Origin of the sequence: Bradyrhizobium sp. SZCCT0231 (assembly GCF_018130245.1) — a bacterium.
Lineage (GTDB): Bacteria > Pseudomonadota > Alphaproteobacteria > Rhizobiales > Xanthobacteraceae > Bradyrhizobium > Bradyrhizobium japonicum_F.
Window position 1 is genome coordinate 399,080 of sequence record NZ_JAFCKP010000003.1, and the last position, 13,991, is coordinate 413,070.

Consider the following 13,991-nt stretch of genomic DNA (forward strand, 5'->3'; position numbering starts at 1 on the left):
CGGGTTGATCAAACCCGACCTGCGCTAGTGACCTTCACGCCCGGCTCATGTAAAGGTCGTTCACATGAGCTGGCGCAAGGAGCAGCGCCGCGCCGAGCGCGGCTATCACCACGGCAATCTGAAGGAGGCCCTGTTGCAGGCGGCCCTCGGACTGATCGCCGAGAAGGGGGCTGCCGGCTTCACCTTTGCCGATGCCGCGCGCATGGCCGGCGTCAGCGCGGCGGCGCCCTATCGGCATTTCCGCGACCGCGACGAGCTGTTGTCCTCGATCGCCCAGCGCGGCTTCGAGCAGTTCGAGGCGCGCCTGTCCGCGGCCTGGGACGACGGGCGGCCCGATACGGTCACCGCGTTCGAACGGGTCGGCAAGGCCTATCTCGCCTTCGCCCGCGAGGAGCCCGCCTTCTACAACGCGATGTTCGAATCGGGCCTGCCGGTCGATGCCAATCCTGCCCTGATGGCCGCGGGCGAGCGCGCATTCGGCGTCATCCGTGCCGCCGCCGAGCGCCTCGCCGCGCTGACGCCGCCCGGCATTCCCCGTCCGCCGGCGATGATGATGGCGCTGCACATCTGGTCGATGTCGCACGGCATCGCCTCGCTGTTCTCGCGGGGCGATGCCGCGCGGCGCAAGCTGCCGATGTCGCCGGACGAGCTGTTGGAGGCCGAGGTGCTGATCTACCTGCGCGGGCTCGGCTTCCCGATCGACCGCCGTCCTGCCGGCAAGCGTGCCGAGCCGCCGCCGGTGCCGCCGGAGGCTGCCTCCGGTTCGGGCGTCCCGCCCGGCGGCCCCTGGGGCAAGCCGAAATAAGATTGCGCAAATAATCACGCGGGCGTGTCTTACGGCCAGCTTGACAAAATCGCGGGATGGTCTAGCTATGTAAATGTTATTTACATTCACAACGGCGCTGGTGCCGTGATGGAGATGGGAAATGGCCTACACCGCTGATGTCAATCGCTGGCGCGGCCCTTCGGACCAATACCAACAGTACGAGCGTCCCCGCATGCTCGATACGCCCTGGCATCCCGGCTGGATCGCCGTGACCATTCTCGGCTTCATCATCTGGTGGCCGATCGGACTTGCCCTTCTCTTTTTCACACTCGGGAGCAGAAGAATGTCGTGCTGGAGCCACCAGGATCGCTGGCAGAACAAGATGGAGCGGATGCAGTACAAGATGGATCGCATGCGCGACCGCATGGAGCGCCGCGGCTTCGGCTTTGGCTTCGGCCCGCCGTCCTCCGGCAACCGCGCCTTCGACGAGTATCGCAGCGAGACGCTGCGCCGGCTCGAGGAAGAGCAGGTCGAGTTCAAGAACTTCCTCGACCGTCTGCGTCACGCCAAGGACAAGGAAGAGTTCGACCAGTTCATGGCTCAGCACAAGACGCGTCCGACCCCGCCGCCGACCGACCAGCCGCAGGGCTGATCTAGCCGGCACCTTCTCAAAGCCTTCAGGCGCATGCCCCCAAAGTCCTGATGGCCCCGAGCCGCCCGCCTGCGCACCCCGCAGGCGGGCGGTTTGGCTTGAAGCAGAGCTTGGATCGTCTGGCCTCGCGGCCGAGAGCGAGCACGTCGCTGAGGCGAGACTGGCGCCTCGATGCGGACCGCCTATATTCGCCGTCACGGCGAGCGGGGTGACAATGGCGGAAGCTGCAATGTTGGATAGCGACAGCCTCTGGCAAAAGGTTCGCGACGAAGCGCAGAGCTCAGCCAATGCCGACCCTGTTTTCGGCAAGGCCGTCGCCAGTGCCATCCTCGCCCATGATGGTTTCGCCGCCGCCTTGGCCGATCTGATCGGGCAACGGCTCGGCGGCGGCGGCGCCGAACGCACGCGCTTCACATCCTTCTCCCGCAACGCCTTTCGCGGCGAGCCGGACTTGATCGAAGCTGCCAGCCGGGACCTGCAGGCCATCGCGCGCAGAGACCCCGCCGTCGCCGACCTGCTGCCGCCACTGCTGCATTACAAAGGTTACATCGCGCTGCAGGCCTGGCGCGTCTCGAACTGGCTCTGGCGTCACGACCATCGCGACGCGGCGCTGCTGCTTCAGAACGAGGCGTCGAACGTCCTCCAGGTCAGCATTCATCCGGCTGCCAGCATCGGGTCCGCCGTGTATCTCGACCACGCCACCGGCATCGTGATCGGCGCCAACGTCGTCATCGGCGATGAGGTCACCATCCTCCAGAACGTCAGCATCGGCCGCAGCAGTGAACTGCCGGCGCGCTCGCCGCGCATCGGCTGCGGCGTCTACATCGGCGCGGGCGCGAGCATCCTCGGCGACGTCAGCATCGGCGACTTCGCGAAGATCGGCGCCGGCACTGTTGTGACGAGCGACATCCCCGCTGGCTGCACGGCCGTCGGCAATCCTGCGCGACTGACCAACTGCCCCGAGTCCGCCTCAGCCGCCTGACATCGCGCTTTAGGCGGCGCGGCGGTGGCTTTCGCCGCCATGAAGGTAGTTTTCGGGACGATTCTGCGGGTACGGGCTGGTTCCTCGGGCACACGGCGCGATGCGTTCCCACTCACGAGGAGGAGGGAGCGGACCGTCTTCGGGGCGCGCGGCTCTCGCCCGTCAGGTCGCACGGCAAGATGTTTCAGGCCCGGCACGCATCGTCGACGCGTTCTCGGCGCCTGTTGACGTGAATCAAGCCGTGCGCGTCGCGAACGCGATGTAGTCCGTCGAGCACAGGCGAGGAGCACGACGATGGCGAACGCAAGGATTCTCGTAGTCTATTATTCCCGGACCGGCACGACGCGCGAAGTTGCTCAATCCCTGTCGGCTGCGCTGTCCTGCGACAGCGAAGAAATCACCGAGGCTGGTAGCCGCAATGGGATATTCGGTTATCTGCGCTCGGCCATCGAAGCGCGACGGCAGATCCCATCGCGCATCGCCGCTGCCGTCAGGGATCCGTCTCTCTACGATCTCGTGGTGATCGGAACGCCGGTCTGGGCCTGGTCGCTGTCTTCGCCCGTCCGTGCCTACTTGCTCGCAAACAGGTCGAAACTCCCTGCCGTGGCGTTCTTCTGTACGCTTGGCGGGGCCGGCAGCGATCAGGCCTTCGGCCAGATGCGGGAGCTCGTCGGAAAGCATCCCGTTGATTGTCTTTCCGTCACTGCCCGCGACGTGGCATCGGCGAACTACGCACCGCGGCTCGCCACGTTCGTCGAAGCATTGCGGCGGGCAATTGCGAACGGGCGCAGCAGTGCGGCGACGAACGCGGCCTGAGGGATTGCTCGTCCAGCGGTCCGGAACAATCCGCTGCACTTTCGACGCGTGCCGATCAAGCGGAGCTCGAAACCGGGTTCCGTGGGCTTGGCCCTCGATTTCCCGGCCTGATGCCGCCGCCCCCGGGGATGCCGGGGCAGCGCCGCGCCAAATCCCTGGCCCAGCGGCCTTTCCGGCCGCCAAATTCGCCGCCGGTAACCCCGCATTAACCAACGCCGGGCTCTGGTAATTGCGGACAGTCGCGCCCAAAGCCGTGTCAGGGCCCTTAGTTTTGACATCTTGGCGGGGAATGCAGGCGGCCGGCTTTGGACCAGCCCTGCACCCCAGAAAGACAAGGCTTTGAGCGGGCTTGCCGGCCGCGCCGGTTCTAGCGCGGCTGTTGGGGAACACCGGCAGCGATTTGCTGGCCGAAGGACATTAGGTAACGATCGCCTTGAGAGGATACTGCTTATGAATCCGGCCGAATTGGCTCAGTCAGCCCTTCCGGTTGCTGCCTCCGCCGACGTGTCGCTGATTGCGCTGTTCTGGCAGGCTCACTGGATCGTGAAAGCGGTGATGCTGGGACTTCTGTCCTGCTCGGTCTGGGTCTGGGCGATCGCCATCGACAAGATCTTTCTTTACGCGCGCACCCGGCGCTCGATGGACCGGTTCGAGCAGGCGTTCTGGTCCGGCGAGTCGATCGAGGAGCTCTATCGTACGCTGTCGGCCAAGCCGACGCATTCCATGGCGGCCTGCTTCGTGGCGGCGATGCGCGAGTGGAAGCGCTCGTTCGAGAGCCACGCCCGCTCGGTCGCGGGCCTGCAGATGCGCATCGACAAGGTGATGAACGTCTCGATTGCGCGCGAGGTCGAGCGCCTGGAACGGCGCCTGCTGGTGCTGGCGACCGTCGGCTCTGCCGGCCCCTTCGTCGGCCTGTTCGGCACGGTCTGGGGCATCATGTCGAGCTTCCAGTCGATCGCGGCGTCGAAAAATACCTCTTTGGCGGTGGTGGCCCCCGGTATCGCGGAGGCGCTGTTTGCGACCGCCGTCGGCCTTATCGCCGCCATTCCTGCCACTATTTTCTATAATAAGTTCACGTCCGAGGTGAACCGTCAGGCCCAGCGGCTGGAGGGCTTCGCCGATGAATTTTCAGCCATTTTGTCTCGTCAGATCGACGAGCGGGGCTGACGGACGGCATGTATAGTGTGAAGGGCAAGTTGGGCACGCGATCATGGCGATGAACGTTGCGAGTTCGTCCGGCGGCGGCGGGCGCCGCGGCCGGCGCAAGCCGGTCGTGGCCGAGATCAACGTCACGCCGATGGTCGACGTCATGCTGGTGCTGCTCATCATCTTCATGGTCTCGGCGCCGATGTTGACGGTCGGCGTGCCGCTCGACCTGCCCCAGACCAATGCCAAGAGCCTCGAAAACAACGACCAGAAGCCGATCCAGATGTCGGTCGACATCAAGGGCAAGGTGTTCATCAACGATGCCGAGATCGCGCTGAACGAGCTGGTGCCGAAGCTCAAGGCGATCACGGACGCGCGCGGCGGGCTCGAGGAACGCATCTACCTGCGCGCCGACAAGAAGGCGGATTACGGCACCGTGGCCAAGGTCATGGGCCTGTTGTCCGGCGCGGGCTTCAAGAAGCTGGCGCTCGTGACCGAGGCGGATCAGGGGTAAGCGGTGAAGGTGAACGTCGACAAGACACTCGTTGCGTCGATTGCCCTCCATGTTCTCGTGCTGGGATGGGGGCTCGTCACCTTTAGCAGCAAGGCCTATGTCGCGCCGGAGGAGTCGCTTCCGGTCGACATCATCTCCACCGATCAGCTCGCCAAGATGATGGCGGGACAGAAGACCGGCAAGAAGGAAGAGCCGAAGCCCAAGGTCGAGAAGATCGCGGAAGCCAGGCCCGAGGAAGACGCCGTCGGCAAGGTCACCGAGAAGAAAGAGCTGATCAAGACCAACTCGACACCCGAGCCGCCGCCGAAACCCGTCGAGAAGCCGGTCGAGAAGAAGCCCGAGCCGCCGAAGCCGGTTGCCGAGGCGAAGCCGAAGGAAGAGCCGAAGCCGCAGGAAAAGAAGCCTGATCCGGCCAAGGAAGATCCGATCGCCGAGCTCCAGAAGAAGCTGGAGACCAAGAAGCCGCCGCCCAAGCCCGTGGAGCAGAAGGTCGCGGCGGTGCAGCAGCAGCCGAAGCCGAAGGAGCGCACCTTCGATCCCGCGCAGATCCAGCGCGACCTCGACAAGCGCGCCGCGACCCGGCACGAGCTCTCCGGCTCGGCGCTGAATGCGTCGGCTGCGCTGGGGGCGGCGACCGGGACTGCCGCCAACAATGTCGCGACCTGGCGCGGTGCGTTCGTTGCGAAAGTCAAACATTGCTTCACGCCCACCTATAACGGGCAGGACGCCGATCAATACGAAGCTGACATCGACATCTCTATGAAGATCGACGGATCGCTTGCTTCGGAGCCGATTGTCGTCGCGGTGCGAGGACCGTCGCGGTCGATTGCACAGGCGGTGGCGGAGAGCGCCAAGCGCGCCATCGTGCAGTGCCAAGTCTATTCGTTCATGCCGAAGCAGCAATACGAGAGCTGGAAGCTCATCCCGATGACTTTCGGCCTGAAAGACATGTTGTGACATCCGAACAAAAGAATTTTGCAATGAATGACGCCCGTTCGATGAACCGCCGCCGCTTCATGACCCTGACTGGATCGACGCTTGCCATGCTCGGGGGCGGACGCGCCTTCGCTCAAGGCCAGGACGGCCGCCTCCGCATCGATCCCACGGCATTCCAGCCGATCCCGATCGCGATCACGGGCTTCGTGCCGGGCTCGCCCTCCGACGGCGATGTCGGCAACGGCGTCACGCAGGTCATCACCAACAACCTGAAGCGTTCGGGCCTGTTCGCGCCGATCGATCAGGCCGCCTTCATCGAGCGCATCAGCAACATCGACGTCGCGCCGCAATTCCAGAACTGGAAGACCATCAACGCGCAGGCTCTCGTCACCGGCCGCATGACGCGGCAGCCGGACGGCCGCCTCAAGGCCGAATTCCGCCTATGGGACGTCGTTTCCGGCCAGCAGCTCACCGGACAGCAATATTTCACCTCGCCGGAATATTGGCGCCGCATCGCCCACATCATCTCCGACCAGATCTATGAGCGGATGACCGGCGAGAAGGGCTATTTCGACAGCCGCGTCGTGTTCGTGGACGAGACCGGGCCGAAGGAGCGCCGCGTCAAGCGGCTTGCCATGATGGATCAGGACGGCGCCAATGTGCGCTATCTGACCCGCGGCTCCGACCTCGTGCTGACGCCGCGCTTCTCGCCGAACTCGCAAGAGATCACCTACATGGAGTTCGGCCAGGGCGATCCGAAGGTCTATCTCTTCAACATCGAGACCGGCCAGCGCGAGATCGTCGGCAACTTCCCCGGCATGACCTTTGCGCCGCGCTTCTCGCCGGACGGCCAGCGCGTCATCATGAGCTTGCAGCAGGGCGGCAATTCCAACCTGTTCGTGATGGATCTGCGCTCGCGCTCGACCACGCGCCTCACCGACACGCCGGCGATCGACACGTCTCCGTCTTATTCACCGGACGGCAGCCGTATCTGCTTCGAGTCCGATCGTGGCGGCAGGTCGCAGATCTACGTGATGGCGGCGGGCGGAGGACAGGCGCAGCGGATCTCCTTCTCCAAGGACGATACCAATGCCAGCTATTCGACACCGGTGTGGTCGCCGAAGGGCGATTACATCGCCTTCACCAGGCAAGGCGGCGGGCAGTTCGCGATCGGCGTCATGAAGCCGGACGGCTCCGGCGAGCGGCTGCTCACCTCCGGCTTCCACAACGAAGGCCCGACCTTCTCGCCGAACGGCCGCGTGCTGATGTTCTTCCGCGATCCCGGCGGCAACGGCGGACCGTCGCTGTACTCGGTCGACATCTCCGGCCGCAACGAGCTGAAGGTGCCGACGCCGGGCTTTGCCTCCGACCCGGCATGGTCGCCGCTGCTGTCCTCGACGTCGGGCTGAGACCATCGCAGCTGAAACATCGCGCGTTCAGATGCGCGATGTTTTCGAAAATGCGTGCCGACTTTTTTCCGAGTTTGCTGCGAAGGGCAAGACTTCCTTCACCTTGTGCCCGGCAAGGCTTGCCTAGCTGCTTGATATGTAAGCGGAAATCGTTTCGCTATTGCCGAAAAACAACCCGACTTTAACGATATTCCCTCAGAAAAGCTTCATCTCGGCTGGGTAAGACTACGCGCCAAACAGGACGCGCGCGTACAAACCAAAATGCAGTTCGCAAGCCAGAGCGGAGAGCAGGGGCAACCGCCGCCGGTCAACCCGGCGGCGCAGATCGATTCGCTCTTTGAAGCGCCGGGACCGCTGCTGGCCGGTCTCATCTTCGTGTCGATCGGTGCTGCGCTGACGGCCCTGAGGACGGGCGAACCCCTGATTTGGGCGTGTGTGGCGCTTCTCATCCTGGCCGGGACGGTGCGGGCGATCGATTTGCGTCGCTATCAGGCGCGCAAGTCGAGCGTGACCGCCGAGGCGGCCAAGCGCTGGCAGACGCGCTACCAGATCGGGGCGAAGATTCAGGCCGCTGCGATTGGCACCTGGTGCGGCACGACGCTGCTCGCCACCGACGACGCGGTCGCGCACATGATTGCCCTGTCGGTCACCACAGGCATTGCCGCAGGGGGGGCGGGAAGGGCGTACGGACGACCGTCGATCTTCCATCTTCAGGCCGTGCTCATTTTCGCTCCTGCGGTGTTGGCATTGGCGTGGCGCGGCACGCCCTACTATATCGCGATGGCGGTTGTGAGCGCTGCCTTCCTGTTGGCGATCATGCAGCTGTCGGTCAACCTGCACCGGATATTCATGGGCGCCGTGGTGGCGCGCGAACGCGAAGCGGCGCTCGCGGGCCAGTTCGATACCGCCCTGAACAACATGCCGCACGGGCTTTGCATGTTCCACGTCGATGGGCAGCTCGCGGTGATGAATCATCGTTTCGCGGCGATGATGAGCCTGCCCGACAATCTGCCGCAGAGCGGCGCCAGCGCGCGCGACATCATCGCGGCCTGTGTCCAGGCCGGATCCATCTCGGCTGCGAACGGCGAGCATATCATCGCCGGCATCGAGAGTTCGCGGGAGAGGGAGATCATCACCGCCGATACGAACATCGCGCGAAATCGCTCGCTGTCCTGGACCGTTCAGCCGATGGCGGACGGAGGGGCGGTGGTGCTGCTCGAGGACATTACGGAGCGGCGCAACGCCGAAGCCAAGATCACCCATCTCGCGCGATACGACGACCTCACGGCGCTGCCGAACAGGGTCAATTTCCGCGACGAAATCGAGCACCTGCTGGCTGTCTCCCACGACGCGGAGCAGCTCTCCGCATTGCTGTTCATCGACCTCGACCAGTTCAAGCAGGTCAACGACACGCTGGGCCATCCCTGCGGCGACCAGCTCCTGTGCGCCGTCGCCAACCGCCTGCGCGAGATGCTGCGCCCCGAGGATTTCGTCGCCCGGTTCGGCGGCGACGAGTTCGTCGTGTTCCAGCAGAACCTCAACGCGCCCGAGGACGCCGCAGCGCTCGCCCGCCGCATCGTCGAGCGGTTGAGCGAGCGTTATCGCATCGACAATCATCTGGTCGAGATCGGCGCCAGCGTCGGCATCGCGCTGACCTCGCCGGACGGCACCAGCGCCGATACGCTGCTCAAGAACGCCGACATGGCGCTGTATCGCGCCAAGGCCGACGGCCGCGGCACCTTCTGTTTCTTCCGCGACGAGATGGCGGCGACCGTCGAGGCGCGCCGCATCCTCGAGCTCGACCTGCGCAAGGCGCTCGCCAACGAGGAATTCGAGCTGTTCTTCCAGCCGCTGGTCAATCTGAAGTCCGGCAAGATCACAACCTGTGAGGCGCTGCTGCGCTGGAATCATCCGGTGCGCGGCACGGTTTCGCCGGTCGACATCATTCCGGTTGCCGAGGACATGGGCCTGATCGTCGATCTCGGCCGCTGGATCCTGCGCCGCGCCTGCATGGAATGCATGAAGTGGCCGGAGGGTGTCAGCGTCGCCGTCAACTTCTCGCCGCAGCAATTCCACCAGCGCGACGTCTTGAGCGAAATCCGCTACGCGCTCGAAGTGTCGGGCCTGCCGGCGCATCGACTGGAGATCGAGATCACCGAGTCCTCGCTGCTGCGCAACACCCAGCTCACCCACGACATCCTGTCGCAATTGCACGCGCTCGGCGTGCGCATCTCGCTCGACGATTTCGGCACCGGCTATTCCAGCCTCAGCTACCTGCACAATTTCCCGATGCAGAAGGTGAAGATCGACCGCTCCTTCCTCGAAGGCATCGATACCGACCGGCCGTTGACGCTGCTGCGCGGCGTCGCGCGGCTGTCCGCCGACCTCGGCATGTCCGTCGTGGTCGAGGGTATCGAGACCAACGAGCAGCTCGAGCTGATCAGCGCCGACGGCACCGTGACCGAAGGCCAGGGCTACCTGTTCAGCCGGCCCGTTCCGGCGGTGCGGATCCGTCAATTGCTCAACGCCTCGCATGGCCGTCGTGTGCCTGACGACCAGCTCGCCGTCGTGTCATCCCGATCGGCCTGATCCCTTCCCGGCAGCTCCTTCATCGCAATCGGCTCTCCCTTGCTCCGTAATTTTGCGGACCCACAAAGGTTAACCCTAACAGTTCTAAGGCTTTGCAATTTCGTTAAGGAACCATTAATCTCTTGCTACTCGCGGAAGTTGCTTGGAGTTTAGAGGTAGCAGATGAAGTCCGGAGCCGAATCGACCCCGGCGCTCCTTCCCCGAGGCGCCGCGTTGTTTGACCGCATCGATTATCGGCTCATCGAGACTCCCGAGGACAAGGACAACCTGTATTTGATGCGCTACCGCGCCTATCTGCAGGCCGGTCTGATCGAGCCGTCGGCTTCACTGCGCGTCAGCGATCGCTTCGACGAAACGCCCAACACCTGGAATTTCGGGATCTATGTTGATGGAGAGCTTTGCAGCTCCGTCCGCATCCATCTACTGACCTCGGAATGGCGGATGTCCTATACCACCGAAGTGTTCGGCGACATCCTGCATCCCCGCCTCGATCGCGGCGAGGTCTTTGTCGATCCGTGCCGGCTTGTTGCAGATCCCGACAAGCACCATCGCTTCCCCGAACTGCCCTACCTGACGGTCCGGCTGGCCTTTGTCGCGTGCGATCATTTCAATGCCGACACCGGGCTTGCCATGATCCGGACCGATCATCAGGCGTTTTACCGCCGCATCTTCCTGCATGAGACCATTTCACCGGAGCCGCGGGGGTTTCCAGGCTGGCCCACCAAGAAGGCGGTCCTGATGGCGACCGACGTCCGGCGGCAGCGGGACAAGGTTCTGGCCCGCTTTCCGATCATGCGCTCCAGCGCGTTTGAGCGGCGCATGCTGTTCGAGCGCAGCACCCCACGCCCGGCTGCCACGCGGCCGGTGCTGCTGTCCACGCCGCGGAACCTGGATGTAGCGGCTCCAGCGCTCGGTTCGGCCTACTAGGACCCGCCACGCTTCCGTTCGGCCCAAATTTCCAGCAAAAGCCGGCGCTTTTGCCGACCGACGCGGCTTGCCTTCACCCTCGCGCCACATTTACAACTCATTAACCATGCCGGTTGCTTTTCGCTGGTGGGGGGCATTTGACCGGCTGTGGCAAGGTTCCGTCAAGGTTGACGGAACGTTCGCTTAACCAACCCCCTGTAGACCGGACAGCAGTGGACTAACGTGAGCGTGGAGGCTCCGGAATGAAACATCCTATGCGTATCCTCCAGGGATTGAAGCTGGCCGCGGTGCTCGCCGTCGCGCTGTCGATGGGCGCCTGCGCCAACAAGAATGCCGCGACGGATGCGATGGCCAATGCGGCGACGCCGGGCAGCCAGCAGGATTTCGTCGTCAACGTGGGTGACCGCGTGTTCTTCGAAAGCGACCAGACCGATCTGACCCCGCAGGCGATCGTGACGCTGGAGAAGCAGGCGCAGTGGCTCCAGACCTATCCGCGCTACAGCTTCACCATCGAAGGTCACGCCGACGAGCGCGGCACCCGCGAATACAACATTGCGCTCGGCGCCCGGAGAGCCCAGTCGGTGCGCTCGTTCCTCGCCTCGCGCGGCATCGATCCGAACCGCATGCGCACGATCTCCTACGGCAAGGAGCGGCCGGTCGCCGTCTGTAACGACATCTCCTGCTGGTCGCAGAACCGCCGCGCCGTCACTGTCTTGAACGCGAGCTCCTGACGTTCAGTCAGGTCCCTGATGATCAGTCAGGTGCCGTTCAGCTTCGGAATTGGATGATGCCGGCGCCCTCTCGGGCGCCGGTTTCGTTTCAGCATTCTGTGACAGAAACCCCTTGGTACCAGTCACATTTTTGGCGTACTCCACTTCAATGTGTGGCGCGTCGAATGTTCCGTCGCAGGCCATTTCGCTGTTGTCGTCAGGGCAAGATGTCATCCAGATTTAAGGTCTTTACCGGCACCGTGGCGACCGCCACGCTGCTCTCCTTGTGCTCGCCCGCACTTGCGCAATCGGTCTTCGCGCAGTCGGATGATGCCGACCCGGAGATGCGGATCGAGCGGCTGGAGAACCAGCTGCGCCAGCTCACCGGCCAGAACGAGGAGCTGCAATACCGCAACCGCCAGCTCGAGGAGCGGCTGCGGGCGCTCGAGGGCGGCGCGCAAGGCGCGCCCGGACAGGCGCCCAGCGTCGCGGCGATGCCGCCCGCGCAGATCGCACCAGGTCAGATCGCGCCCGGCTATCGCCAGCCGCCGCCGCAACAGCAGGCCGTGCAGCCTGCTTACGAGCAGCCGCAGATCGCCGCTCCCGCGCCGATCGTTCAGGAGCAGCCGGCGCCCGGCGCACCCGGCACGCGCCGCCGCGGCGATGCCTTCGATCCGAACCAGAACCCGAACGCGCCGGGCGCGCCGCGCGCGCTCGGCGGCGGCCAGCAGCCGATGCCGGCAGGAGCTCCGAGCGGAGCACCCGGCGGCCGCGGCGTCGGCGAGCCGCTCGATCTCGCCAACACCAGCCCGCGCTACCAGCAAGGTGTGCCGCCCGCGGCCCAGCCCGGCTATCCGCCGGCCCAGCAGGGCTATCCGGCGCAGGGGGGCGGGACTGGCCTTGCGACGCTGCCGCCCTCGGCGACGCCGCGCGACGAGTTCGACCTCGGCATCGGCTATATGCAGCGCAAGGACTATGCGCTCGCCGAGCAGACCATGAAGAACTTTGCGCAGAAATTCCCGAGCGACCCGCTGGTCGGAGACGCGCAATACTGGCTTGGCGAGAGCTACTTCCAGCGCCAGCAATATCGCGACTCCGCGGAAGCCTTCCTCGCCGTCACCACCAAATACGAAAAATCGGCCAAGGCGCCGGATGCGCTGCTGCGGCTCGGCCAGTCGCTCGCAGCGCTGAAGGAGAAGGAGGCCGCCTGCGCCGCCTTCGGCGAGGTCGGCCGCAAATATCCGCGCGCCTCCGCCGGCGTCAAAGCGGCGGTCGATCGCGAGCAGAAGCGGGTGAAGTGCTGACGTCTTGGGTCCTGACAACGCGGATGGTGCTGCGCTAAACATCGCAACCATCCGCTGGCGACTGTCAGGGCCGCGTCATGTCAGGCGACGACAATTCTCCCATCTCGGCGCGCGAGGCGAGGCGGCTCTTCGCCGGCCTGAAGGCTGCGCCGGCGCTGGTGCTCGCTGTCTCCGGCGGGCCCGACTCGGTCGCGCTGATGTGGCTTGCGGCACGCTGGCAGCGCAGCCTTGTGCGCGGCCCGCAGCTCACCGTCGTCACCGTCGATCACGGCCTGCGCCCCGAGGCAGCCCGCGAGGCACGCCAGGTCAAGCGGCTCGCCGCCGAGCTCGGATTGCCGCACCGGACCCTGCGCTGGCGCGGCGCAAAGCCGAAGACAGGGCTGCCCGCGGCCGCGCGCGAGGCCCGCTATCGCCTGCTCGCAGAGGCCGCGCGAGTCGTGGGCGCCAGCCATGTGCTGACGGCCCACACCCGCGACGACCAGGCCGAGACCCTGTTGATGCGCCTGTTCCGCGGCAGCGGGCTTGCCGGGCTGTCGGCCATGGCCCCCCTCAGCGAGCGCGATGGAATCGTGCTGGCGCGTCCGCTGCTCGATGTTCCCAAGTCGCAGCTGATCGCGACCTTGAGGCGGGCCAGGATCGGCTTTGCCGAGGACCCCACCAACCGGGATACCGCCTTCACCCGGCCGCGGCTGCGCGCGCTGCTGCCGCTGCTCGCGGCCGAGGGCGGCGATGCCCGCAATCTGGCGCGGCTCGCGGCCAGGCTGGCGCGGGCCAATGCGGCGGTCGAGGTGCTGGCCGACGGCGCCGAGCGCTTCCTCCGTTTGCGGGATCGCGGCGATGCGCCCCTGGCGGGTCTCCGAAGCTTCGAGGCCTCGTCCTTTGCCGCCCTGCCGGAGGAGGTCCGGCTGCGGCTCCTGCTGCGGGCCATCAATGCTCTCGGACATGAAGGGCCGGCGGAACTCGGCAAGGTCGAAGCCCTGCTGTCCGCCCTGGACCAGGCCATTGCCGCAAGTCTCGACGTCCGCGCCACCGGCCGGCCGGTCCTGAAGCAGACCCTCGCGGGAGCCTTGATCAGCCTTGCCGGCGGGCGTATCCACATCGCGCCGGCGCCGGCCCGGCGGCGCACCGGGAGATGAGCACGAATGAGGGCGGATCATGGCACCGGCCGTTTCGCCTCCGCGCCGTCAGGCCACCTTAACCAGGCCGGAAAAACCCCCGATCGGGCGCCATTATTTCCGCG

The 13,991-nt window shown here is 65.2% G+C and carries 13 protein-coding genes; all 13 read left to right on the forward strand.

What is annotated here, in order from left to right; genetic code table 11:
- Positions 1-64 precede the first annotated feature (64 nt).
- Positions 65-805 carry a TetR/AcrR family transcriptional regulator gene (locus tag JQ566_RS12255; protein ID WP_212372482.1) on the forward strand — a complete coding sequence of 247 codons (741 nt, stop codon included), beginning with the start codon at positions 65-67 and terminating at the stop codon, positions 803-805.
- A gap of 121 nt (positions 806-926) precedes the next feature.
- A complete protein-coding gene (locus tag JQ566_RS12260; RefSeq protein ID WP_212372483.1) occupies positions 927-1,418 on the forward strand; it encodes a DUF2852 domain-containing protein in 492 nt (163 codons plus the stop codon).
- Positions 1,419-1,632: 214 nt separating this feature from the next.
- Positions 1,633-2,400, forward strand: coding sequence for a serine acetyltransferase domain-containing protein (locus JQ566_RS12265; protein WP_212372484.1), 768 nt, complete (start codon positions 1,633-1,635; stop codon positions 2,398-2,400).
- 294 nt (positions 2,401-2,694) lie between these two features.
- Positions 2,695-3,216, forward strand: coding sequence for a flavodoxin family protein (locus JQ566_RS12270; RefSeq protein ID WP_212372485.1), 522 nt, complete (start codon positions 2,695-2,697; stop codon positions 3,214-3,216).
- Between the two features lie 450 nt (positions 3,217-3,666).
- The gene (tolQ, locus tag JQ566_RS12275) at positions 3,667-4,383 is read left to right on the forward strand and encodes a protein TolQ (protein WP_172784782.1); all 717 of its coding nucleotides are present in this window, start codon (positions 3,667-3,669) and stop codon (positions 4,381-4,383) included.
- Between the two features lie 43 nt (positions 4,384-4,426).
- Positions 4,427-4,876: a protein TolR gene (gene tolR, locus JQ566_RS12280; protein WP_212372486.1), complete on the forward strand. Its 450-nt coding sequence runs from the start codon at positions 4,427-4,429 to the stop codon at positions 4,874-4,876.
- 3 nt (positions 4,877-4,879) lie between these two features.
- Positions 4,880-5,833: a protein TolA gene (locus tag JQ566_RS12285; protein WP_212372487.1), complete on the forward strand. Its 954-nt coding sequence runs from the start codon at positions 4,880-4,882 to the stop codon at positions 5,831-5,833.
- A 41-nt stretch (positions 5,834-5,874) separates the two neighbouring features.
- Positions 5,875-7,221, forward strand: coding sequence for a Tol-Pal system beta propeller repeat protein TolB (gene tolB, locus JQ566_RS12290; RefSeq protein WP_212372640.1), 1,347 nt, complete (start codon positions 5,875-5,877; stop codon positions 7,219-7,221).
- A 261-nt stretch (positions 7,222-7,482) separates the two neighbouring features.
- Complete coding sequence (locus JQ566_RS12295; RefSeq protein ID WP_212372488.1) at positions 7,483-9,810, forward strand: putative bifunctional diguanylate cyclase/phosphodiesterase; 2,328 nt, start codon at positions 7,483-7,485, stop codon at positions 9,808-9,810.
- A 162-nt stretch (positions 9,811-9,972) separates the two neighbouring features.
- Entirely contained in the window at positions 9,973-10,737 is a 765-nt protein-coding gene (locus tag JQ566_RS12300; protein WP_212372489.1) for an N-acyl amino acid synthase FeeM domain-containing protein, read from the forward strand.
- Positions 10,738-10,979: 242 nt separating this feature from the next.
- Positions 10,980-11,468 (forward strand): peptidoglycan-associated lipoprotein Pal, encoded by a 489-nt coding sequence (gene pal, locus JQ566_RS12305; protein ID WP_018641585.1) that lies wholly within the window; start codon positions 10,980-10,982, stop codon positions 11,466-11,468.
- Positions 11,469-11,674: 206 nt separating this feature from the next.
- Complete coding sequence (gene ybgF / locus JQ566_RS12310) at positions 11,675-12,751, forward strand: tol-pal system protein YbgF (RefSeq protein WP_212372490.1); 1,077 nt, start codon at positions 11,675-11,677, stop codon at positions 12,749-12,751.
- Positions 12,752-12,828: 77 nt separating this feature from the next.
- On the forward strand, positions 12,829-13,887 hold the full coding sequence (gene tilS / locus JQ566_RS12315) for a tRNA lysidine(34) synthetase TilS (RefSeq protein ID WP_212372491.1): 1,059 nt from the start codon (positions 12,829-12,831) through the stop codon (positions 13,885-13,887).
- Positions 13,888-13,991: the final 104 nt, after the last annotated feature.